This is a genomic window from Acaryochloris marina S15 (assembly GCF_018336915.1).
Lineage (GTDB): Bacteria > Cyanobacteriota > Cyanobacteriia > Thermosynechococcales > Thermosynechococcaceae > Acaryochloris > Acaryochloris marina_A.
The window spans coordinates 4,925,744-4,949,320 of sequence record NZ_CP064923.1 but is presented as its reverse complement, the minus strand read 5'-3'; the positions used below and the strand labels follow the sequence as shown (position 1 = coordinate 4,949,320).

Sequence of the window (23,577 nt, the reverse complement as noted above, 5' to 3'; positions counted from 1 at the left end):
GATTCTGCTCCTTTAACATTGCTAATCATTTATTGTTGAGTCGTTGATTTAGTGATCTGGGTGTAGGGATAGTCAATCTCGCTAATGTCTTCTGCCAAATCCGTTAGCGAGAGGTCATTGTTCAGAGATGAAACCAGATCGGTCGTCAGCGGCAAATGCTTATAAATATGTTGGATAGAGTTCAAGGGGATCTCAATTTCGTAATACTCTTCAGCAAACTGTCGGTAAGTGGCAGGATTGCGATCAAGGAGGGCTAGCAGGGACTCAGATCCGTCTGGATCATCACCTTCAGGGAATTCAATGGAACCATGAGACCAAGCTTGATCGGAGTAGTGTCGCCAAAGACCAAATGTTATGTCATCCATTGAGAATGCAGGCTCAGACAAGGCTGACGAGAATGCTTCAGGAACACCCTCCAGCATCCCTGGCCAGATTTTAGGGGGTTGAGTTCGATAGGGGGTCATAGAACAGTCATGGACAAACCCTTTCAAGAAGCATCCAGCGTTATTGAAGAACGCAAAAAACTCATCCCCAGAGCCATCTCGCATGGAACCCATTTGTCCATCCCGTGACCATTTTGCATTGAATGAGTAGTAACGGTATTCCCATTCAGGCGATAAGATTGCGTCCAGCATGGCGAGAGATTGTAATAACTGCTTGAGGCTATTCACATCGGGAAGAGAGTCAAGATTGCGGGTTGAAATACTTAGCATCAGTACAGATGAGGATGGGCAATCACAAGTACGAGTTTTGTGTACTTGAAGGAGAGAGAGTGTTGTATGGTTTCCAGTCTCTCTTCTATCAATGCCCTGAGAATGCATAGCACTTACTCAAACGTAGATAAGGCGGAACAAGCGCCACACTTGGCACATCCTGCATTCATGTCTGTGGACGACATTCCCGCTTGCTTTAACATCGTCCCCACCTGCTGATAGAGGGCAAACATAAACTCGCTACTGGGGGCCGGATGGTGGGCTAAGGGTGTATCGGAAATGGGGACAAAGGGGACGACAAACGGATAAACCCCTAAGTCAATCAGCCGTTGGCAGGTTTCCACCAGGGTTTCTAGGCTATCCCCCAGTCCTGCTAATAAATAGGTAGACACTTGGCCCCAACCAAATACCTGAACCGCTGCCTCAAAGGCTTCAAAATAATGGGATAGGGGCACTTCTGCTTTACCGGGCATGATTTTAGATCGCACCTGTGGATCAACCACTTCTAGGTGCATTCCCAAACTGTCTACCCCTGCTGCCTTCATCTGGGCGAACCAGCCAAAATCGTCTGGAGGTTCGCACTGGGCCTGGATGGGCAGGTTAACCCGCGCTTTGATGGCTTGGGCACATTCGGCTAGGTAGGCCGCCCCGCGATCGTGGGTATTCGGTGTCCCAGTGGTCATGATCATATGCTGGACCCCATCTAGGCGCACCGCTGCCTCTGCCACTTCTGCTAGCTGTTCTGGCGTTTTGCGGGCAATGGTGCGATCGGCGTCTAGGGACTTTTCAATGGCACAGAACTGACAGGCCGTATCGGTATTGCGATACCGCATACAGGTTTGCAATACCGTGGTGGCCAACACGTCATGACTATGGAGCAGGGCAATCTTCCAATAGGGGATGCCGTCTGACGTTTGCAGGTCGTAAAACTGGGGCTGCAGAGGAAACTCCACCGTAGCCACGGCCTGACTAGATTTCTCTAGCACCGCCTGACGGCCCTGGTTGACCTGGGTCGTATAGGGAGATTGGCTGGCGGTTCCCGTATAAATCGGAACCATCACCGTCGTCCCATCCACGGTCACTGCTTTATGATCCGAGGGGCCAGCTCCACCTCGACGCCCCGCAACGCCAATACTGGGGTCAATCACCTGCAGTCCGTTCGATTGCAGTTCCGTAATTAGATGTTGTTTGTCCATAATTTTGCTTTAATCGACGGGTCGAGGAATGGGCTCATCGGATAAGAGGGGTAAAGAAGGCTCCTTGTCCTGCTCCGGGAGTGTTGTTGGGGGTGGCTGCATCACTGCCCAAGCCTTTTGATTTACCTGCAGCTGGAGTAGATCGGGCCGGGAATAATGGCCCACGGAATCCATCATCCGTTTGCGCTTGGTAATTAGAGAAAAATCGAGGTCGGCAATTGCCATTCCTTCTCCCTCGGTTACGGGGTCGCAGAGGGGCACGCCCTCGGGACTAATAATGGCGGTATAACAGCCGCCGCTTAGGACTTTTTGTAGGTTTTCATTGGGGGTGATTTGCTGCTTTTGCTCTGGGGTTAACCAGCCCGTGGCATTGACCACAAAACAGCCCGACTCCAAGGCATGGTGGCGCATCGTTACTTCCATTTGGTCCGCAAAGATTTGTCCCACCATCGACCCCGGAAACTGCCCACAGTGAATTTCTTCCTGCTGAGCCATCAGGGCATAGCGAGCCAGGGGATTGTAATGCTCCCAGCAGGCCAAGGCTCCCAGTCGACCCACTGCCGTCTCTAGGACGGTCAATCCGGCCCCATCTCCCTGCCCCCAAACCATCCGCTCATGGTAAGTAGGGGTGATCTTGCGTCGCTTTAGCCCCAAGGTGCCATCAGTGTCAAAGATCAGTTGGGTGTTATAGAGGGAGCCGCCGTCTCGTTCATTCACCCCCAGAACCACGACCATCTCGTAGGATCGTGCGGCTCGGCTGATGGCATCAACCACTGCCCCCGGCACGGTTACCGCTTCTTCGTAAAGCTGCATATGGGCTTTGCCCATGACCACGGGCGGTTGAACGAAGGAGAAATAGGGATAATAGGGGACTAAGGTTTCAGGAAAGACGATCAGTTGGACGCCTTCTTGGGCTGCAGATGCGATCGCATCCAAAACTTTCTCCGTTGTCCCCTCCCGACTGAACAAGACCGGACTAATCTGGACAGCGGCAGCTCGTACTGTTTTGACGTGATCCATAGTGATTCCCTCAGAGTATGAGCGGACTAAAGTGACGGCACATCAAAGAGCTACATCGTCCAGGTATCCAGAATGAAGGCACCATCTTTCCGGTGCATCAAGACGATATCTAGGACATCCAACGGATTGATAGGCTGAATGCCGGGAATCAACGAGGGTTCACCGTGGCCGTATAGGGCTTGTAGGGCAAACCGACAGGCATAGACTTTGCCGCCTTCTTCCATGATTTTGACCAGCTGATTATTCATGGCCATATGACCTGGGAAAGCCTCATCCCCAAGTTTGGGAAACCCTCGCTGCACTCCCAATGTCACACCGGGACCATAGAGCAGAATGGAGGTTTCAAATCCTTTGCGAATCAGACGGGTGGCCTGCAATAAATTGACCAAGCCAATGGACCCTTCAAAGGCCACGGTATGAAAAGTGACTAAGGCTTTTTCACCTGGATCGGCCTGCACATCGGGGAATACTTTTTCCTCATAATCCACAAAAAAGTCGCCAGTCTGGTGGATTGGAGTAGTAACTTCTGGCATTGGTTAAGCATCCTTCTTGAAGAGTTTTGGAAGTGCCTGATGCATGGGTGAGCATCATTAACTCTGCACAGTAAGTGGGTTGAAATCCTTCCCCTGTATCAACTACTACAAACTCTTAATGTCTACTTGAAGTGACAGGGGTACACTAGCTTTTTGCGAAATAAAAGACAGCGTAATTGGATGCTACCTATCGAAAGTAACAGGTAGACTACCTCAAAAACGTCTGGCAGCTTTTCTAGTGGGCTGTGGCAAAAAGCTACAAGTAAGTTTCACGTTTTTATGCGGTTAAAAACTATTTTGATGAAATCACCATTCATTTAGAAACAAAATTTGAGATTGTTAAAGTGTGGAGCCCTCATGCATAAAAGTGGACAGTTGTTGGGGGCGACCACAACCATATCCTTGTCCATAATCCACTCCCAGAGTGCGTAATTGATTGAGTATCTCATCATTCTCAACGCACTCAGCAACAGTCTCCTTATTGAGCAACTGAGCAATCTCGTTAATCGAGCGCACCATTGCCAAGTCAACTGGATCGTCAACAATATCCTTCACAAATAAGCCATCAATTTTTAAAAAATCAACCGGTAAAGTTTTTAGATATCCAAAAGACGATAACCCACTACCGAAATCATCCAATGAGAAACGACAACCTCGTGTTCTGAGGGTCTGCATAAATCGGGTGGCATCAGTCAGATTGGCTATAGCAGCAGTTTCAGTAATCTCAAAGCAGATTTTCTTAGCGGATATACCCGTATCATCCAGTTGCTTCAATACGTATGCATGAAAAAATCGATCGCCAATGGAATGCCCAGACAAATTGAGCGTAACTAATGCCAATCGATCAAATACATCAGCGTGGGCAACCAACCACTGAAAAGCGTGACTTACCACCCAACGATCGATGGCAACGGCTAGGTTATATCGCTCGGCAGCTGGCATAAACGCTCCTGGGAGAGAGGTTTTACCATCTTCTTCAATCAAGCGTAATAACAATTCGCAGTGTAATCTGCCGGCAAAACGTTCATTGAGGGGAACAATCGGCTGAGCATACAACTCAAACAGATCTTCCTCTAATGCTTGCTGAATACGGGAGACCCACTTCATCTCGCCATATCGTTGAGCTAACATCTCGTCGTGTTCAAGGTACACATGGACACGATTGCGACCGGAGTCTTTAGCGACATAACAGGCACTATCGGCCGCCTGTAAAATATTGGCAACGTTGGTACTCATGGCATCAACCGTAACCAAACCAAGGCTGACCCCGACGCGAAAACGCTGCTCCTGCCAACTAAAGCTAAAATCTTCGACGGCTTGACGCAAGGTGTTAGCAATGGACTTGGCATTAGTGAGGGAGCAATGCTCTAACAACACCCCGAATTCATCGCCACCTAATCGTGCCAATGTATCGCACTGCCGGATTTTACTCTCGAACAAAACGGACAGCTGTTTTAACAAGGCGTCACCTGCAGCATGTCCACAGGTATCATTGACCAACTTGAACTGATCAAGGTCCAGGTAGCAAAGTGCATGTTCACTATCTTGTGCTTGGGCCATCTCAATGGCCTGCTGCAGGCGGCGTTCAAACTCATAGCGATTAAACAAACCTGTCAGCGCATCATGTTGAGCCTGATGAGAGATTTCCTCTTGTAATCGGCGCTGTTCACTCACATCGTGAAACACCAGAACGACCCCTAATAAGTGATTGTTGGTGTCCCGGATCGGAGCAGCCGAATCTTCAATGGCGAACTCTTGGCCATGCCGGTTGATCAACACCGTATGATTTGCTAGATCGACTATGCATCCCTCCGCTAGGCAACGAGCCACGGGATCAGTTACTGGCTCACGACTGTATTCATTAATGAGTCGAAATACCTCAGGGAGCGGCGCTCCTTGTGCAGATTCTAGTGACCAACCCGTCAATCTCTCGGCAACTGGGTTGAGATAATCGACACGTCCCTCGGCATCAGTGGTAATCACTGCATCACCAATCGATTCAAGAGTCACTTGCGCACGCTCTTTAGCCTGTGCGAGTTCAATCGTACGCTCCTGTACTCTTTGTTCCAGTGCTTGGTTAGTCGCCTTGGTCAACGCTTGGATTTGACGAAGCTGGTGATGTTGAGTCGCCTGCAAGCGCCAGAGCACAACTCCTAAGCTGATAGCCAGCATTCCAAAGGCAAACGCAATCAGATCTAGGGGTTGCAGTTGATGTTCAATATTGTTTTTGGGGATGACAAAAGCGATCGCCCAATTTGCTTCTTTAGAAGGGAGATAAGCAATATATTGAAGTCGCCCATCTATGTTACGCAGTTCAATGCCTTCTTGCCGATCAACCATTCGCTTGGCGATGTCAGCTAAATCTGTATTGGTATCGTCTAGCAAGCTAGCTGCGGGCTCTTCTTGCGTTGACATCCACTGAGTATCGGGATGAACCATAGCCCGGCCATCAGAATTCAGGACAAATGCATAACTATCAGGGCCATACTTTAATCTTGAGACCACCTCTGACACCAGTTCAACCGTGACAGCGTTATTAACAGCGCCTAAAATGCTGGGTTGCTGCTGAATGGCATCTGACTCATCCAATGATGATGGAGTGGGTGAGACTGTGGACCAAATTGGTGTTGATATCAATATTTGAGTAACACCTGTGGTGGGGGAGACAACCGCATCACTGACAAACGTTTTGCCTTTTAAGACTTCTCGTAGGTAGTTTCGGTGACGTAAGTCTTGCCGCTGGAGTCCCACAGAAGTGTTAGCAATTAAATAGCGGTCTTTCCCAATCAAAGAGAGCTTGAATGATTCTTGGTTTCGCTTCAGTTCATCCATAAAGTAGGGTTCTATAGTCGACCAGTCTAAAGAGAGAACCGTGGGAGTATTGGCAATGGTCTCGGTTTGAGACTTCAATCTAGCTAACCAGGTATCAATTTCTCCTGCACCATGCTGCGCTTCTTCAAAGGCATTTTGCCTCAGACTCTCCAGTGCCAAATGTCGTATTACGCTATAGCTGTAATATGCGGCTACAGTAACAATAACTAAGGCAGTTCCTACAAAAGCTTGGAGCCAGTTTATCTGTCGATCTGACTGATTGGGGGGATTGGGTGAAGCGCTAAGTGGCTTTACTTTATAGGCTTTAATCATACATTCAGAGGCCCACAAGAATTCGATGAATTTGCAAGAATAAAATTAAATGTACTACTTGCATATTTGTGGGGATGTATTACATCGAATGTGTTAACACATATAGTGAAGAACACCAATTGCGTAGCCTTGAATCTATTGTGGCCTGTCTTAAAGAAACGTAGATAACCCAAAGGTTTGCTGAGTGAATGATCATGGAGTATACAACGATTTCTCTACAAAATTGAATATTCAATCCAGCATTAAAATATCTTAATTCCTTTTTTTACGACTTATTGGATGTCACTCATAATAAGTTGTCAAGCATACTTAATAGGATTGATTTCTCTTCATTGTCTTGGAGAAGTATCATATTATTTCATTCCAGTTGCCGAAAGTGATTCATAGGCTTAAGATGATTTTTATTTCTATATTATAGTTATCTCTCAAATACCAGATAGCTCCGATACTATTATTCAGTTTCTGATAGAATATGAGTCTCAATTGGACTGTCTTAGGTAGTGGTTGTCGAAAGATACTATTCAAGTATTCGTTATAATTTTTTCAGCCTATTTCCTTGATAAAAAAATGGTGATGCATTCCTGGAATCACTTTTTCGTAAGAATTTAATATGAATCATTAATTGCATGTCTTGATGGATGTCAGTAAGCTATTTCTGTATTTTTCTCATTAAAGATGCGATTTATATTACCTAGAAAAAATGCCATACCTTCTCCCGTTTTCATTCTTTGGTTGATGGTATTTCATTCTTCACAACTTTCTTGAACTCGTTTGTGGCAACCTTGCTTGGGAGCATCAATTCGATTTAGCCACCTCTTGATATTCTGCGAGACCTATGATCTATTGTCTTGCGAGAGTTTATTGAAATAACGACAGAATACTTGTCCTTCCATACTCATTTAAGATTACTTGCACGGATCTCTGACTAGCAGGTCAGTCCCAGTTCAAGAATTACTCTAATATTTCAGAAAACTATCTAAACTGCTAGGTTCATCCGTTCAAAACGAGTATTCTTCACAGAGTCACTGGACAAGAGATGTCGTGAAGCCTGGGGAAAGTCATAAACCTCAGCAATCTGTATCTCTTGCTACTCGTTGTCGCCTCATTCCCCCTTTATGGTGCCAATAGTCTTCGACGTACTCAGTTCAAAAGGGAATCTAGTATGGGCAGCCATTATTCCGTCATTATTGTGGGCGGTGGACAAGCAGGCTTATCCATTAGTTACTGTTTAGGTGAATGTCAGATTGATCACATTATCTTTGAGCAGTATCAGATTGCCCATTCCTGGCGGAGCAAGCGTTGGGATTCTTTTTGTTTAGTTACCCCCAACTGGCAATGTCAGCTACCGGGATTTTCCTATTCTGGAGATGACTCCAACGGATTTATGCAAAAAGACCAAATTGTCGACTATATCGAAGCCTACGCTCGTTCCTTTAATCCTCCCGTTAGAGAAGGCGTCAGTGTGCAGCGAGTGCGCAAAAATCCCATTAGCGATGTGTTTGAAGTCTCTACCTCGATTGGGGAATTCACGGCTGATCAAATTGTGGTGGCCACTGGAGGCTATCATCGACCTAGCATTCCTGGTATAGCCCAGTGTCTTCCCGAAGAGGTTCGCCAACTCCATTCTTCTGAGTATAAAAATCCGGAGAGTTTAGCCGATGGAGCTGTGATTGTAGTGGGCACCGGGCAGTCGGGCTGTCAGATTGCCGAAGACCTTCATCTAGCAGGAAAACAGGTGCATTTATGTGTCGGTAGTGCGCCGCGATCGCCCCGACAATACCGAGGTAAAGATGTGGTGGATTGGCTCGATCAATTGGGTTACTACGATCTGACCATTGAAGATCATCCCCAAAAAGAGAATGTGAGAACTAAAACCAACCACTATGTCACGGGACGCGGAGGTGGGCGGGAAATTGATTTGCGTCATTTTGCCCTGGAAGGGATGCGGCTTTACGGCAGGCTGGCAGATATTCGTGGGTCTCAGTTAACGTTTCAGCCTAATTTGAAAGAGAACTTGGATCAGGCCGATGCAGTGGCTGAAAGCATCAAGGGCACCATTGATGCTTATATTGAAAAACATCAAATTGCTGCGCCAGTGGATGAGCCTTACAGCCCCGCTTGGGAGCCGGCTTCAGAACCCACGGCATTGAACTTGCAAACTGCTAATATCAGCACCGTGATTTGGTCCATTGGCTATGACATGGACTATTCCTGGGTGGAAATTCCTGTGTTTGATGGCAAGGGCTATCCCGGTCATGATCGGGGCGTGACGGGAGTGAAAGGACTGTATTTTGTGGGCTTGCCTTGGCTCTACACTTGGGGGTCAGGCCGCTTTTCAGGGATTGCTCGGGATGTTCGGTATGTGGCTGACTATATTCAGGCCAATCATCGGGTGAATGTGCGATCTCAACTTCGCTTCAATGAAATGGCCATTGGATCTTAACCATCATCGACATTACCCTAATCCCGTCGCCTCGCTTTTTGTGCCTGCTCACGCACTTGATTATTGATTAAATAGCCAAAGCCAGCTTTTTCTAGTCGATAGATAAAGTTTTCTAGCAACTCCCCCATGGATAAGGCGGTTCGTTCTAAGTGCCAGCCCTGGGCAGCGAGCTGGCTGAGTAAATAGGCCCTTCGAGCCTGACCTGCAGATAAACGATAGGTTTTTAGGTATTCTAGTTGTCCATCATTGCGGACAATCGCTTCACCAATGTGATTCTCGGATTTGAGTTTGAGATCTGTGATAAACCGCTGCAAGGTGAATGGACCTGCCGTATAGATGCGTTTGGATTCTACAGGCCGTTGGAGGAGGTCGCTGGCCATCAGCCCTTGGAAAGCGGCCCAGTCTTGTCTGAGGGTTGCGATCGCATCCCGCAAATCCGCCAAAGTCTCCACCTTAGACTCATCCACCTGGGACTGCATGGGCACCGTGCCCCCATAGAGTCCGTACTGATACAGCAGTTCTCCATAGAAATCTTGCAGCAGACTGGGGTGTAGCAGCCGGTAATCTTCCGGTGTGGGCGTGATAAAGGCAGAGGCTAGCGCTTCCGATACAAACAGCAGCATCCCCACCTGATGCTCGTGGATTTCAAACACCCGTAGAGCATCCGCTAGTCCTTGAATCGCCTGCCCTGACACCGACCATTCGGTTCGAGACGATAACCCTTGAGACAGGGCTTGCTTAGAATACTCACTCCAAGCAATATCTGGCCCGGAGAAAAACAGAGACAAGAAGCCTTCCATCGCCAGATGCAGAGGGAGAAATCGGAGTTGATTGCGAGCTTCCCGCTTCGCCATTCGCGATAGCACCCTGACACTGACGGGACCGGCCTTAAACCGTTGCCCGTCCGTCCCTAATTGGCTGCCTTTCGCTGCAACGGGCTGGCCCTCTTCATCCCAGGACAGTACTAACCCGTGGGGGACGTAGGAAGTGTACTTGAGGCCAGCTGCTAAGGGTTGACCTTGGAGAGAGACCACTGTCAGATCGTCGTCATAGTCGCGTTTGGCTAGACGCAGATCTCCCCGAACATTTCGGCGCAGTAACGGCACAATCCGAATCCCTCCCCAGACTTGGGAGGGAGCAATCTCTATCCCCTTGAGGGAAAGGGTATTCAGTAGAGGCGCTTTAGGAGCCATGATTGGGATCGAATTTGGAGAGAAACTGTTGGACCCGGACCTTTAAATACTGTTCCAGATCCCCAAGAGAAGATTTGCCGTCAGCAAATTGAGCAAAGCCCAGCACTGTTGGTAAGTCCTCAGCATCTCGTAGTCCGACAGTGGGTACTGCGGAACTGAGGTTTCGAACAGAAAAGTCATCTGCATTGAAAACCGGATTGCAGTGCAGGATCGAAACGGATGGATCAAGGCGACGACGAAACACCCGCAACACTTCTGCGGCACCATTGGGTGGATCATTCTCCCAGCCATCGGACAAAATCACCACTACATCAGGATGGGTTGCTAGGGCATCCAGCAAGGGTGTAGCCAGATCCGTCTGTCCCCGAGGCTGCACCAACAGCGGATCGGAGATAGGTAATGTCCAAAAGGCCTGATATTGATTGGATGCCGCTTGCAACAGATAGTGAATGGCTAAGGCGACTCCCAAAGGCCGTCTCCGCTTTTCATTCGAGCCGCTACTGGAATAGCTACAGTCCAGTACTGCTGCCACCTTTCCCAGCCGTAAAGGAGCCCGATGCAGCGCTGCTTGGGCCGATTGCTGTAAAGCCTGAGTCAATTCCGTATGTCGTGCTTGTCGATCCTTGATCGGCAAAGATAAGCAGTAGAGAGCTAGCTTTGTGATCGGGGTGTGTTTGAGATCAACCGTGAGTTTTGAGTTGCGATCGCATTCCGTACTCTGCTGCATTCGCACTTTTTCAGCCTGAGTCATTTGGGCTTCGATGCGGGCTAAAAAGCGATCACGGGGGATCTGATGTTTTGCCGCCAACCCTTCTGCCACCGTAAAGGGCAGGGCATAGATCGCGTCTTGGCTGTAATACGCTTTTCGAAATTTCTCAAACAGCTCAGTTTCAAACTGCTGGGGCCAGTCTCGAAACAAAAACGACCCGACTTCACCCGGTAGTTTCAGGTGATTGTGAGTGGCTATTCCACTGACCTTAGAGCGATATTTCACTGCATCAAAATCCAGCCGCTGGTGGCGTTGCGCAATATAGTCCCGGGCAATTGCCCTAGCTCGACGGTTATTAATCCGTCGTTTCCGAATTTGCTCCAGCACTTTCCAGGCCCGCTGGGGTGGCAACGCATTTAGGGTAGAAGCGATCAGAGTGCCTTCTTCCTGGCGATGTTCTGGGAGTGTTTGCTTTCCCGTTGCCAGTAATTTGAGAATGATTTGGCCCTGATTAAAGTGATTAATCCCTGCGGCTAAGGTGCGGGCATAGAGCAGTCGATAGTTGCCCAAAATATAGTCATGCAAAAAGTCGAGGGAAAGCTTCTGTCCCCAGGCCTCGTCATAAAATTCCCGCTGCCCCGTACAGCTCAGACAGGCATTGATAAACATGACCAGGTCTTCCCGTTCGACCTGTTGCTGACGTTCCGTCCAGGTAGAAGCCATTGTCTTAGATATAAATCAGCCCGCTTGGGGAGTAGTGGCACGACAGACTTGCGCCATTTTCAAGATGGAGTTCGGAAGTCGCACTCAAGTCCCGCAAACGGAGCTTCCACGCTAGCACACCCACATTGTCCGAACCATGTATAGATTCAGCTCAACATATCTTTCAGAGGGTGAGACCATCGGCAGATCAGTTAAGATCCCTCAATCGAGAACTGCCAGAATATCGGGTACGAAAGCGTAGATTTGTTTTAAGCCATGACTGAACTTTGAATATAGTGCTTGGCTGATGCCATCAAAGTAGAAGTGAATCAGGTCCTGATCTGAGGTAACAATATGCACTCCATCCAGCATGACAGTGCATTCATCAATGGAATTGTATTCACCATGGCTTGGGTTATTAAACTCAACATAGATGTCGTGTGGTGCCGATTCAGTCCATTGCCACAAGATATAATCCCTCGGTCCATTGGCTGTTCTAACACTCAACACACCATCGATGGATTCAACTGAAATTTCTGTTGTCATTTTTTTTAGGGTTTCCTGGCTCAATCTGGAAGAGAGTGAGAAAAATGGTCCTATAAAAGTTTTCCACAATGTGGACAAGTGCTGGATTCATTTGTAGGTAATTGTTTTCGCCGATCTAATTCTTCCGTAAATCCAGAAGCCAAAATCCCCGTTGGCAAAGCAAATAAACCAATCCCCAAAATCGAAATCACACTCCCTAACACTCGACCGGCGGTGGTTACAGGGTAGATATCTCCATATCCCACCGTGGTCAGAGTCGCCACCCCCCACCACATGGTGGCTGGAATATTGGCAAAGGCCTCAGGCTGAGCATCATGCTCAATAAAGTACATCAACGTAGAGGCCAGCCATAGTAAGCCTAAAACCCCCATCAGGGTGACTAATAACTCATCTCGTTTTGACTTTAGGATATTGCCTAAGACTTGAAACGACTGAAAATATCGACTGAGCTTAAATAACCGTAAAACTCTCAGCAGTCGGATAAAGCGAATAAACCGGATGTCGATGGGAATCAGTAACGGTAAATAAAACGGTGCCAGGGCCATCAAGTCAATCAACGCGAGCGGTGTAAATAGAAATTTAACTCGCCCTAATAGGGGATGTTTGAAGTCTGGAGAGGCCGTACAGGACCAGATTCGTAGCAGATATTCAATCGTAAAGATCGTAATGCTGACGGTCTCACAGATCTCAAAATAGCTTCGATACTGTGTGGTTAATCCTTCCACCGTTTCTAGGGTAATCACCACCAAGTTGGCCAAAATTAGCACCAACAAGCTGATATCGAAGATTTGGCTAGCTCGATCACCGGCATCGGCCACTTCTAAGATTTCGAAAACGCGTCGTCGCCAAGTTTTTTTTCTCTTGCCCCCCATCAGTTCACCTGCATTAAATAGCCTGATTTACTCCCATAAGTTAGCAGCTCTTGAGACGATTTGTTCCCCCAATACTCAAAAAAAAATTCATAATTCTACGGATGACACCGCTTAAAAGAAAAAAATTTGTTTGAAAATAAAAATAAACCTGAACCCTTTCTAGTAAAAGAATACAGCGCTTAAAAAGTACAATTCATAAGTTATTCTTATGCCTATTTTTGTTGACCTTCAAGCTAACTGCAATGAATAGCCTGAATATATACACGAGAGATAGGCCAAAATTATGCAGGTATTCGGAACTGAGAATGACGATTTATTAGTCGGCTCCTTAGAAGAAGACATGATTCTAGGAGACCTTGGTAACGATAATCTGGTCGGTGAAAAAGGGGATGACACCCTACTTGCTGGTCAAGGTGAAGACTTTGCAGATGGCGGTCAAGGCAATGACTTAGTAGACGGTGGTGCCAACCATGACCACATTAAAGGCGGCAGTGGACACGATACGCTTCTTGGTCAAGACGGCCACGATATCCTCGAAGGCGGAGCCGGGAATGACAAACTAGTCGGTGGCGCTGGCGACGATTACTGGATGTCCGGTGGGGCAGGCAACGACAGCCTCTACGGTGAAGGGAATAGCGATGTTATGAGCGGTGGCACTGGCCATGACTACCTCGCAGGCGGTGCAGATAACGATAATCTCAGTGGTGACCAGGGGAACGATAGCCTCTATGGTGGCGATAATGAAGACTATGCCAACGGCGGCCAAGGCCATGACCTCGTAGACGGTGGGGCCGGCCATGACCACATTAAGGGTGGCAGTGGTAACGATACCCTCCTCGGTCAAGATGGTCACGACATCATCGATGGTGAAGGTGGAAATGACGAGTTAATCGGTGGTGCAGGCAATGACTATTGGGTTTCCGGTGGTGCTGGCAACGATAGCTTATACGGAGAAGCCGGTGAAGACTACCTGACCGGTGGCACCGGCAACGACTATATCGAAGGCGGCACTGGCAACGATAATCTATCCGGGAATGAAGGTAAAGATACCCTATTTGCAGGAGAAGGCGAAGACTATGCAGACGGCGGTACTGGCAACGATTTGGTAGACGGCGGTGCAGGCCATGACCATATCAAAGGCGGCAGCGGTAGCGATACCCTTCTAGGGCAAGACGGCCATGATGTGATCGAAGGTGAAGTGGGCCATGACAAACTCATTGGCGGCGCGGGTGACGACTACTTTGTCTCTGGTGGAAAAGGGAATGACAGCCTCTATGGAGAAGCTGGTAATGACTTCCTAACGGGTGGAAAAGGGAATGACTATCTCGCCGGGGGCGCTGATAATGACAATCTCCAGGGGAACCAAGGGCATGATGTCCTTCTTGGTGGTGAAGGTGAAGATTATGCAGATGGTGGCACTGGTCGCGACTTAGTCGATGGCGGTGCAGGCCATGATCACATCAAAGGTGGCAGCGGCAATGACACCCTTTTGGGTCAAGACGGTCACGACATTCTAGAAGGTGAAGCAGGCCATGACGAATTGATGGGTGGTGCTGGTGATGACTATTGGATGACCGGTGGGACAGGTAACGATAGTCTTTACGGTGAAGCCGGTCATGATGTCTTAAGTGGTGGCAAAGGCCATGACTACCTTGAAGGTGGCCTTGATAATGACGCACTTTTTGGAGATGAAGGCAAAGACACCCTATTTGCAGGCGAAGGTGACGATTATGCTGAAGGCGGCAAGGGCAGTGATCTTGTCGATGGTGGAGCAGGCCATGACCACATTAAAGGTGGCAGTGGCAATGACACTCTTCTGGGTCAAGACGGTCATGACATTATTGAAGGTGAAGCCGGCCATGATGAGTTAATCGGTGGTGCCGGTGATGACTACTGGATGTCTGGTGGTACTGGCAACGATAGTCTGTATGGTGAAGCGGGTCATGATGTTTTAAGTGGTGGTAAGGGCCATGACTACTTGGACGGTGGTCTCGACAATGACGCCCTCTTCGGTGATGAGGGTAAAGACACCCTATTCGCTGGAGAAGGTGACGATTATGCAGAAGGCGGCAAAGGCAGCGACCTGATCGATGGTGGAGCCGGTCATGATGTCCTCAAAGGTGGCACAGGTAATGACACCCTGCTCGGCCAAGACGGAAATGATGTATTAGAAGGTGAAGCAGGCCACGACGAATTGATGGGTGGAGCTGGCGATGACTACTGGATGTCTGGTGGGACAGGCAACGATAGTCTTTACGGTGAAGCCGGTCATGATGTCTTAAGTGGCGGTAAGGGCCGTGACTATATTGAAGGTGGCCTCGACAACGACGCCCTCTTCGGCGATGAAGGTCGTGACACCTTATATGCTGGCGCAGGCGAAGACTATGCTGAAGGTGGCGCAGGACGCGATTTTGTAGATGGTGGTGCAGGCCATGATGTCCTCAAAGGTGGCGCAGGTAATGATACGCTCCTCGGCCAAGACGGTCACGATATCCTTGAAGGCGAGGCAGGCCGTGACAAGTTAGTGGGTGGTGCCGGCGACGACTATTGGATGTCTGGTGGGACAGGCAACGATAGCCTCTACGGTGAAGCGGGTCATGATGTTTTAAGTGGAGACGAAGGCCGCGACTTAATCTACGGTGGCACGGGCAACGATGTTGTCCTCGGTGGTGCGGGTAAAGATAAGCTGTACGGTGGCGAAGGCGAAGATATTATTGTCGGCAACGAAGGTGCAGACCGCATGTATGGTGATGCGGGCCATGACATCCTCAACGGTGGCACGGGCAACGACACAATTTACGGTGGCACCGGCAACGACATTATTGACGGTGGTGCAGAAGATATTATTGCACCTCGCAACTTAGTCGCTAACGGTAGCTTTGAAGAGAACCAGCTCGGCAATCGTAACTGGGGTGTGTTTGGCTCCGTTGAGGGCTGGACAACCACTCAAGGCAAAGGAATTGAAGTTCAGCAGTTTGGCAAGGCTGATGATGGCAAAGCTCGAATTGAGCTAGACAGTCATGACAACAGTGGCATGATGCAAAACTTAGACACTGAAGCCGGAAAAACCTACGAAATCTCCTTTGCTTACACTCCTCGTCCGGGTGTGGCTGAAACCAGTAACCCTGTTGAAGTCTACTGGAATGGAGAGCTTCTAGACACCATCACTGGAGTTAGCAAGACTGAAGACTGGAAAACCTATACCTACACAGTTGAAGCGGGTGAAGGCGGGACGACTGCTCTAGAATTTAGAGCAGCAGGTAAGGATGACAGTCTAGGTGGTTATCTTGATGATGTCACTGTATTTGAATCCGTCTCTGCAATTCGTCATGACGTGTTGTTTGGTGGCGAAGGCAACGATATTGTCTTGGGCAACAATGGAAACGACCGCCTATCCGGCAACCAAGGCGATGACATCTTAGAAGGTGGCTTTGGCAATGACACCCTCATCGGTGGAGCGGGTAACGATATTTTAGTCGGTGTCGATCCCAACGCTGGCTTTGGCCAAGGATCTGTAGATCGGCTTACAGGGGGTGCTGGTGAAGACCACTTTATTCTCGGTAATGCAGTTGCCTTCTATAACGATGGCGACGACCTACTGGCAGGTACAAATGACTTTGCCATGATTACGGACTTCAATGCCCAAGAAGACAAGATTCAGCTCGCCGGATCTGCTGCTGACTATGTATTAGGATCTACCGCTCAAGGCGCAAATCTTTATCTAGATACCAACCAAGATGGTCAAGTGGGTGGTTCTGATGAGTTAATTGCAACAATTTCTGGCGCTTCTCAGCTTTCTTTGGCTGATTCTTCTTTCTATTACGCTAGCCCTGTTGTTGCTTTTTAATTTTTTCTTTTCCTTGTTTTTTGTTTCAGTTGCCTTTTTCTTTGGCTTCTACCTGAAACGTTGTTGTGTTCCCATCATGTGTCTGTCGTACCTCGATTGCTTTTGCAGTCGGGGTATTTTCTTGGGAGTGTGATGGGTGGGACATCACTGGAGTCATCATCCGGACTGCCTGGGATTGTGTGGTGAGTAGTGTAGGAGTGTTCACTGGATGATGCTTTGTTTAAGAGTGGGTTTGGAGGGGTTTGTTTTTTCTCCACATCATTAGTATTACAAGGCCAGGGTTGAGATAGTGTTCAATCACAAGTTGTACTTGTATAACTTCTGTAGAAGTTTCAAAGACATTTAAAAAAAGAATTGTATATTCTCTGCGACCTTTCCTGGGTATGGATTAGCGGGCTTTGCATACAAACAGCCTTTTGGCTGATCGGGTGACGGCGACATAAAGTAGCTGGTTGCGTTCGCGAATATTGCTGTTGCGCATTAGGTTGGGGAGGTCAACGAAGACATTCTGAAAGGTAGAGCCTTGAGACTTATGGACGGTTAAGGCGTAGCTATAGTTTAGGTTGGCAAATCGTTGTTGCTTGAGGATCCAGAAATCTTGCCATTGTTTGCCGTCTGCTAGGCGTTTGAGTTCTTTTTGAAATCGTTGATGTTCTGACTCATGCAGAACGGTGACCTCGACATCAAAGTTGGCATCGGTGACCACAAATAGTCGCCAGACCTGCCAACCAGAGGAGCTGTCCTCATAGGCATCCTCCACCCAGCATTCGGAGGAGGTTTGCATGACGATTTCATCCTTACGCCGAAACACAGGACCCGTGGCAATTAGTCGTTCGCCGGGGACAAAGCGGCAAGCCTCTTTGCCAAAGATAGCGTTACGAATTTGCTGATTGAGATGGGCGACCCGTTTGTTGGTATAGGCCAAGGCTCGGACATAATCAGAATCTTCCTGGCCTTTTTCACTGGTAAAGGCTCGGAGGAGCTGTTGGGTCCAGTCAGTTTGTCGGAGGATTACGGTGCCTTCGGTTTTATCTTCATTGAGATCCGTATGGAAGGTAGGGAGTTTGTAGGTGTCTAAATGACAGCGCACCGATTCTGCCAAGACTCCGATGGAGTTGCCATAACGCATGACTTCCGTCAGCTGAGCTTTGTTGGGAATCTCCAGGAAGGTTTGGGATGTGGGTTCATTAATGGGAGGCAGCTGGGCGGAGTCCCCCACGAATAATAACTGGGTGGTGAGGTGAAAAGCGTATAGTTCCGTTTGCAATAGCTCCCACAGGTTGCGGTTGACCATGGAGCATTCGTCAACGACTACTAAGGCAAATTTTCCAAAGGAGCTTTCTTCGTTTGAATCGAGGACGAAATCTTGTTCCCCTGTCTCGGGATTGATCTGTGGGCGTAGACCTAGAAGCTGACAGCAGGTGAGGCATTCGACGCTCAATCCCCAAGAAGACACCATTTGGTTTAGAACTTTAGTGGCTTTGTTGGTAAAGGCACTAAAAACAATGTCTCGACGGTCTCCCCGCTCTTTTAGCTGAGAGACGAAGGCTTGCAATAGGGTGGTTTTGCCTGTGCCTGCATATCCTTCTAGGACAAACAGCCGTTCTGGACTATCCAAAAAAGCATGGAGCTGGTCCAGGGCAGTCTGTTGATGCTCGGTGAGGGTGATGTTTGTTTTGGTTTTGACTGCCATCAGTCAGCAGTGGAAACGATCTTCACCATACTAAAGCAAGGGTTCGTAGGATGAGGTCAATTGCTGTTGATCTGTGGGTGGGTTTGGGCATTAGACCCGGCTAAAAACCTTATGTCACTGCTAGGGTGTCTTGGGTGGGCAAGCTTACAGAATGCTTAATTGTCTTAGGATAACGAACTTAATAACACCGGAAAATATAGTTGAACACGGCTCTACCTCCTATCCTCCACAGCCTTAACGCCACTAATGGCCCCCTAAATCCCCCACTAGTGGGGGACTTGTCTGCTTGACCCACACAGAATCTGTGGCAGAATTGAACCTCAGCAGCTCTAGAGATCTCACTGTCTAGATTCATTAGCCTAGATATAGGCTCAAAGTCCCCCAGGATGGGGAATTTAGGGGGCGAGTGCAAAAGCTGATGTTGCCAAAAGAGACGGCAGAAATCTCGGTATTAATCAATTTTAATTCTTTAGCTTGGCAGGATGGCTATGCCAGGGCAGTATCTCTTATCACTGTTCGCGCTGCTCTGGATAATCTTCGCTGTAGGTGGATGCATATTCCCGAGCATGTTTCTCGCAAAGCCAGAGGTAATCGCCTTCTGGGGTGAGGATACGTTTTAAGCCGCCCCAATGTTGCTGAGGATCTTTTTCGTCTAGGAAATGGCGGAGGGAGCGAAGGGCTGAACCCGATAGTCGTTCAATCTCGTCTTCGTGCCGATCATCCTGCCAGCGGAATTCTGGCGAGTCCATAATGTCTGGGAGTTTGGTGACTAAGGCATTCATTAACCCCACATCCGCTTTGACGGCTTCGGCAATATCGGGAAGGGTTTTCCCTAGGACGGGACTGACTAAGGGAGACGCATATTTAAAGACTTTCACTAGCCGTCGCATATGGGGGGCCATTGCTTGTAACCACTTTTTAGGAACATCAATGGTGTATAGACCGTTTTTGGGTTGTTCGGGAGTATTGGTGGGATGCCACTGACCAGGAGCTTGGCAGTAGAGCTGGAGGTTGATGCGGGTTTGATCAAGATCTTTGGTCCACATACCCCGATCATCAGGACGTAAAGCGAAGACGTTAGGGCATTGGGATTCGGGGAATTGTTGGTCGCGGCGAAATTGGCGGAGGAATTCGCGCTGGAGGAGTTCGCGCAATTCGGAAAAGCCCGATTGCATGTCGGAAAAACCTGCTTGAGTGGTTTGGTTGAGTTCGTCAATTTTCCGGAAGACTGCGGCTTCGGTGGTGGGGTGGAGACCAAAGAGCAGTTGGGGGACGTAGATATTTTCTAGGCAGTTGGGGCATTCAATATGATTTTTGGGCTGCTTGCGCTCAAGGCGCTTAATCAGGTTGGCATAGTCAAACTCGTGGAAGCAAGGTTCTTGGTTAGGATCTGGGCAGGGAATCAATCGGGTTACTTTGAGGCCAGGATAGCGGTTAAGGGTGACTTCTATACCTTCTTTGAGGAGGTCAAAGAAATTGTGGGGCATGGGACCACGCACCGTTAGCTCTAAAAATTCCACGTTGGTAGAAGGATCGCGGCCAATTTTGACTAAGCCCAAGTGCTTGTGTGCCGGGCTATCAGCTAGTAGAACACCTGTGCGCCAGTGGTTCCCGGTTGTGAAGCGATGCTGACGGGCAATAAACCAAGTGGGAATACCGGGCAAGATCTCACTGAGTTGAAACTTCATGGAGAGTTGCTTGCAGGGTTCTGTTTGGGTGGGTTTTTCCCATAGTTCTTGGTAGGCAGAAGGCTCAAAGGCAAGGCGCTCTACAACTAAGCTAATGTCTTTATTTTCAAGGGTGCGATAAGACAGATCAAACCGCTCCATGAGGCGGAGAAAATGGATGTGCAAAGACAACTCTAGATCGGACCAAATTTGATCCATGCACTGGCGGGTAAAGATACCTTGATTGTTAATGACACCCTCTGCTTCTAAGACCTTGCTGATGTACTCAGTTACCCATTGGGGCTTGAGGATCACTAAGTCATTGAGGTCTTCGCTATCTACAAAGAAAAGGATGTCACCTAACTCATGCAGCCATTGGGCCAGTATGGCGTGATGCTCTTGCGTGACATGTTTCTCAGTCATTCGTTGCCAAAGCTGATGGGGAGAGATACATTTTTGATCCTTCGGTAAATTGCGAATTACAGTAGCAGCTTGCAGCCAATTTTCAGGCCAGATTTCACCCATTAGAGGGAGGTCTGCTGCTGCATTGGTGATAGCCTGGCGAAGTTCTGGAATGCCTTGTCCATCTTTATTGCTGATGGTATATTGACCAACGATTTGTGGAAACTGTTGTTTGAATTCACTAAAAGGTAGGTCAGCAAACCGCTCGTCGATATGGGAGGCAACAATCAAGATAGGGGATTCGGGAGCATTGGCTCGAATTGTTTTGAGCCAGTAGCTAAGCTTGCCTTGTTCAAAACCCAAACGAGCATTCCACACCACAACAAATAAAGAGCGATTGGTGAGAAAAAATTGGTGGGTCGCATGGTAAATCTCCTGACCGCCAAAATCCCAGCTATTGAGTTGCATTGTGACTCCAGGTTTTTGGCAATGTTGGAGTTCCAAAGTTTGGATATCAATACCGTGGGTTGTGGACTCAGCTACATCAAAGAGTTCGTTGCGTAACGCTCGTATGAGAGATGTTTTGCCTACCCCACCCTCTCCGACAACGAGTAGCTTAGAGATCCATTGAGGTTGGCCTGCTTTGAGTTGTGCTCGCAAATGCCCCAAAATAGCTGCAGGTCCTTGAGCCAAAATCTCTGGCGAGATATTTGATAGTTGGTTATCACGGAGGTCTAGTTCCTTCAAGTTTTTGAGTTGTGCTAATTCCGGAGGCACACTTGTCAGTTGGTTGGAACGGAGATATAACCACGTCAAGTTTGTCAGTTGTGCTAATTCCAGAGGAATATCTAGTAGATGGTTGCCGCTGAGATGTAACTCTTCTAAGTTTTTGAGTTGTGCTAATTCTGAGGGCACACGCATTAATTGGTTGTTGCTGAGGGATAGCAAAGTCAAGTTGGTTAGCTGAGCCAATTCTGCGGGCAGACTTGTGAGCTGGTTAGAACGGAGGTAAAGCTCTTTTAAGTTTTTGAGTTGTGCCAATTCTGCAGGCACACTTGTGAGCTTGTTGTCGCGTAGGGATAGCGCTGTTAAGTTTTTGAGTTGTGCCAATTCTGCAGGCAAACTTGTGAGCTTGTTAGAACTGAGGGATAGGAGAGTTAAATTTTGTAGCTGAGCCACTTCTGCGGGCAGACTTGTGAGCTGGTTAGCACTGAGGTATAGCTCCTTCAAGTTTTGTAGTTGTGCCAATTCTGCAGGCAAACTTGTGAGCTGGTTAGCACTGAGGTATAGCTCCTTCAAGTTTTGTAGTTGTGCCAATTCTGGTGGCACACTCGCCAGATTGTTAGAGCGGAGGTCTAGCTCCTTTAGGTTTTGTAGTTGTGCCAATTCTGCAGGCAAACTTGTAAGCTGGTTATCGCTCAAGTACAGCAGAGTTAAGTTTTTGAGTTGTTCTAATTCTGGTGGAAAATGCGTCAGTTGATTCTTACTTAGATCTAGCGCTGTCAAGTTTTTAAGTTGTGCCAATTCTGGTGGCACACTCGTCAGATTGTTATCGCTGAGAGATAGGAGAGTTAAGTTTTTGAGTTGTGTCAATTCTGGCGGCACATGCGTCAGTTGCTTATTGTTGAGGTATAGCTCACCAGTTTGCTTAGCTTGCTCAATTTGGCACATCAGTGTTACCGAGTCCATGCAAAAAGGCTCCATAACTTACTCTGTTCTAGGTTGGAGTCGGCTCATTTAATATGACCTGAAACTCCTCTTGCAACTTAGCCTTCAACTGCTGCAAAAACTCATCCCGCTGGCCAAACTTCTCCGTCCGCTTAGGCTTGCGATTCTCATCCAACATCCAGCCAAAATCACTATTCAACCGCAGTGCCTCTCCCCAATCCGAAATTGAAACAATCAACTCCTCCGCCGGGGTACAATCCACCTCATACACCCTGAATACATAATTAAAACTGTTCTGCTGAGCCGATGCCACCGTCGAAGACTGTCCCAACGTGGTCGCCAACTTCTCCTGCATTTGAGCCACCAATTCAGGATTCTCAATCTCCGTCAGCACCCGCACACAGAGCGTAATCGCAAAGTAAAACTCTTCCACTGGCACAAACTCTAACCGCATCGGCTCAATCCCTCATTCGGCAATTCATCCCTCATACTGACAGATTCGGGCGGTAAACTGAAGCTAGTAGTACTCATTGACGGAAATTCTATGACCGGGCATTTATTATTGGTAGACGATGAGCCAGGATTGCGAGAAGCCGTGCAAGCCTACCTCGAAGACAGCGGCTTTACCGTTGATGTTGCCAGTAATGCCAAAGCCGGATGGGACTTGCTGCAGCAGCGAATTCCCGACCTGGTGATTTCTGACATTATGATGCCTGAAGTCGATGGCTATCAATTTCTGGCCCAACTGCGGGAAGATGCGCGGTTTATGCGATTGCCTATCGTGTTTTTAACGGCCCGAGGCATGACCAAGGACCGGATTGAAGGCTATAACGCCGGGGTGGATGCCTATCTCTCCAAGCCCTTTGACCCGGACGAACTCGTTGCCATTGTCACCAATCTGCTGACCCGCAAAGAAGCCAAAGACGCCAATGCGACTACCGATATTGCCGATTTAGCCAATCAGGTAGCTGAAATTCGGGCCATTCTAATGAACCGTGCCCCTTTGCCTACCCAAAATACCCCCACGATCAAAATTGACTTTACCCCTCGCGAACAGAGTGTCTTAGATCTGGTTGCCGTAGGGCTGATGAACAAAGAGATTGCCCGCCGCTTAGAAACTAGCGTCCGCAATGTCGAGAAATATGTGAGCCGACTTTTTAGTAAAACAGGCACCAATAGTCGGACAGAACTGGTACGCTTTGCCTTGGAGAACGGTCTGACACAGTAAC

16 protein-coding genes are annotated in these 23,577 nt (G+C 48.3%); 3 read left to right on the top strand and 13 right to left on the bottom strand.

The features are described from left to right. Positions 1 to 29: 29 nt before the first annotated feature. From I1H34_RS22535 to I1H34_RS22515, 5 genes are all read right to left on the bottom strand, one after another. Entirely contained in the window at positions 30 to 713 is a 684-nt protein-coding gene (locus I1H34_RS22535; RefSeq protein WP_212663142.1) for a hypothetical protein, read from the bottom strand. A 113-nt stretch (positions 714 to 826) separates the two neighbouring features. Then, the gene (locus I1H34_RS22530; protein WP_212663141.1) at positions 827 to 1,909 is read right to left on the bottom strand and encodes an MSMEG_0568 family radical SAM protein; all 1,083 of its coding nucleotides are present in this window, start codon (positions 1,907 to 1,909) and stop codon (positions 827 to 829) included. Between the two features lie 9 nt (positions 1,910 to 1,918). After that, a complete protein-coding gene (locus I1H34_RS22525) occupies positions 1,919 to 2,929 on the bottom strand; it encodes a Nit6803 family nitrilase (RefSeq protein WP_212663140.1) in 1,011 nt (336 codons plus the stop codon). Positions 2,930 to 2,979: 50 nt separating this feature from the next. Next, a complete protein-coding gene (locus I1H34_RS22520; RefSeq protein ID WP_212663139.1) occupies positions 2,980 to 3,462 on the bottom strand; it encodes an MSMEG_0572/Sll0783 family nitrogen starvation response protein in 483 nt (160 codons plus the stop codon). A gap of 339 nt (positions 3,463 to 3,801) precedes the next feature. Beyond that, on the bottom strand, positions 3,802 to 6,606 hold the full coding sequence (locus I1H34_RS22515; protein WP_212663138.1) for an EAL domain-containing protein: 2,805 nt from the start codon (positions 6,604 to 6,606) through the stop codon (positions 3,802 to 3,804). A gap of 1,162 nt (positions 6,607 to 7,768) precedes the next feature. Between I1H34_RS22515 and I1H34_RS22510 the strand changes: the two genes are divergently transcribed. Further along, positions 7,769 to 9,049, top strand: coding sequence for an MSMEG_0569 family flavin-dependent oxidoreductase (locus tag I1H34_RS22510; RefSeq protein ID WP_212663137.1), 1,281 nt, complete (start codon positions 7,769 to 7,771; stop codon positions 9,047 to 9,049). A 17-nt stretch (positions 9,050 to 9,066) separates the two neighbouring features. Here the strand turns inward: I1H34_RS22510 and I1H34_RS22505 are convergent, their stop codons facing one another. The 4 genes from I1H34_RS22505 to I1H34_RS22490 form a co-directional block, all read right to left on the bottom strand. Then, positions 9,067 to 10,242 (bottom strand): ARPP-2 domain-containing protein, encoded by a 1,176-nt coding sequence (locus I1H34_RS22505; protein ID WP_212663136.1) that lies wholly within the window; start codon positions 10,240 to 10,242, stop codon positions 9,067 to 9,069. After that, entirely contained in the window at positions 10,232 to 11,674 is a 1,443-nt protein-coding gene (locus tag I1H34_RS22500) for a vWA domain-containing protein (protein ID WP_212663135.1), read from the bottom strand. Before I1H34_RS22500 ends, I1H34_RS22505 begins: the two co-directional genes overlap by 11 nt. A 201-nt stretch (positions 11,675 to 11,875) precedes the next feature. Beyond that, a complete protein-coding gene (locus tag I1H34_RS22495; protein WP_212663134.1) occupies positions 11,876 to 12,199 on the bottom strand; it encodes a hypothetical protein in 324 nt (107 codons plus the stop codon). A gap of 50 nt (positions 12,200 to 12,249) precedes the next feature. Further along, entirely contained in the window at positions 12,250 to 13,071 is an 822-nt protein-coding gene (locus I1H34_RS22490) for an ion transporter (protein WP_212663133.1), read from the bottom strand. Between the two features lie 283 nt (positions 13,072 to 13,354). On the opposite strand from I1H34_RS22490, the gene I1H34_RS22485 reads away from it, so the two are divergent. After that, the gene (locus tag I1H34_RS22485; RefSeq protein ID WP_212663132.1) at positions 13,355 to 16,918 is read left to right on the top strand and encodes a calcium-binding protein; all 3,564 of its coding nucleotides are present in this window, start codon (positions 13,355 to 13,357) and stop codon (positions 16,916 to 16,918) included. A gap of 25 nt (positions 16,919 to 16,943) precedes the next feature. Here I1H34_RS22485 and I1H34_RS22480 read toward each other — a convergent pair whose 3' ends face one another. The 4 genes from I1H34_RS22480 to I1H34_RS22465 form a co-directional block, all read right to left on the bottom strand. Next, positions 16,944 to 17,123 (bottom strand): hypothetical protein, encoded by a 180-nt coding sequence (locus I1H34_RS22480; protein ID WP_212663131.1) that lies wholly within the window; start codon positions 17,121 to 17,123, stop codon positions 16,944 to 16,946. Positions 17,124 to 17,306: 183 nt separating this feature from the next. Then, positions 17,307 to 18,611, bottom strand: a complete 1,305-nt coding sequence (locus I1H34_RS22475; protein ID WP_212663130.1) for an ATP-dependent DNA helicase — start codon at positions 18,609 to 18,611, stop codon at positions 17,307 to 17,309. Between the two features lie 509 nt (positions 18,612 to 19,120). Then, positions 19,121 to 22,369, bottom strand: a complete 3,249-nt coding sequence (locus tag I1H34_RS22470; RefSeq protein ID WP_212663129.1) for a leucine-rich repeat domain-containing protein — start codon at positions 22,367 to 22,369, stop codon at positions 19,121 to 19,123. A gap of 28 nt (positions 22,370 to 22,397) precedes the next feature. Further along, the gene (locus I1H34_RS22465) at positions 22,398 to 22,802 is read right to left on the bottom strand and encodes a hypothetical protein (RefSeq protein WP_212663128.1); all 405 of its coding nucleotides are present in this window, start codon (positions 22,800 to 22,802) and stop codon (positions 22,398 to 22,400) included. A gap of 90 nt (positions 22,803 to 22,892) precedes the next feature. On the opposite strand from I1H34_RS22465, the gene I1H34_RS22460 reads away from it, so the two are divergent. Further along, on the top strand, positions 22,893 to 23,576 hold the full coding sequence (locus I1H34_RS22460) for a response regulator transcription factor (RefSeq protein WP_212663127.1): 684 nt from the start codon (positions 22,893 to 22,895) through the stop codon (positions 23,574 to 23,576). Position 23,577 lies beyond the last annotated feature (1 nt).

Excerpts from the sequence above, each read along its gene's own strand:
- I1H34_RS22535 (WP_212663142.1), bottom strand. The coding sequence starts at position 713 with ATGCTAAGTATTTCAACCCGCAATCTTGACTCTCTTCCCGATGTGAAT.
- I1H34_RS22530 (WP_212663141.1), bottom strand. The coding sequence starts at position 1,909 with ATGGACAAACAACATCTAATTACGGAACTGCAATCGAACGGACTGCAG.
- I1H34_RS22525 (WP_212663140.1), bottom strand. The coding sequence starts at position 2,929 with ATGGATCACGTCAAAACAGTACGAGCTGCCGCTGTCCAGATTAGTCCG.
- I1H34_RS22520 (WP_212663139.1), bottom strand. The coding sequence starts at position 3,462 with ATGCCAGAAGTTACTACTCCAATCCACCAGACTGGCGACTTTTTTGTG.
- I1H34_RS22515 (WP_212663138.1), bottom strand. The coding sequence starts at position 6,606 with ATGATTAAAGCCTATAAAGTAAAGCCACTTAGCGCTTCACCCAATCCC.
- I1H34_RS22510 (WP_212663137.1), top strand. The coding sequence starts at position 7,769 with ATGGGCAGCCATTATTCCGTCATTATTGTGGGCGGTGGACAAGCAGGC.
- I1H34_RS22505 (WP_212663136.1), bottom strand. The coding sequence starts at position 10,242 with ATGGCTCCTAAAGCGCCTCTACTGAATACCCTTTCCCTCAAGGGGATA.
- I1H34_RS22500 (WP_212663135.1), bottom strand. The coding sequence starts at position 11,674 with ATGGCTTCTACCTGGACGGAACGTCAGCAACAGGTCGAACGGGAAGAC.
- I1H34_RS22495 (WP_212663134.1), bottom strand. The coding sequence starts at position 12,199 with ATGACAACAGAAATTTCAGTTGAATCCATCGATGGTGTGTTGAGTGTT.
- I1H34_RS22490 (WP_212663133.1), bottom strand. The coding sequence starts at position 13,071 with ATGGGGGGCAAGAGAAAAAAAACTTGGCGACGACGCGTTTTCGAAATC.
- I1H34_RS22485 (WP_212663132.1), top strand. The coding sequence starts at position 13,355 with ATGCAGGTATTCGGAACTGAGAATGACGATTTATTAGTCGGCTCCTTA.
- I1H34_RS22475 (WP_212663130.1), bottom strand. The coding sequence starts at position 18,611 with ATGGCAGTCAAAACCAAAACAAACATCACCCTCACCGAGCATCAACAG.
- I1H34_RS22470 (WP_212663129.1), bottom strand. The coding sequence starts at position 22,369 with ATGGACTCGGTAACACTGATGTGCCAAATTGAGCAAGCTAAGCAAACT.
- I1H34_RS22465 (WP_212663128.1), bottom strand. The coding sequence starts at position 22,802 with ATGCGGTTAGAGTTTGTGCCAGTGGAAGAGTTTTACTTTGCGATTACG.
- I1H34_RS22460 (WP_212663127.1), top strand. The coding sequence starts at position 22,893 with ATGACCGGGCATTTATTATTGGTAGACGATGAGCCAGGATTGCGAGAA.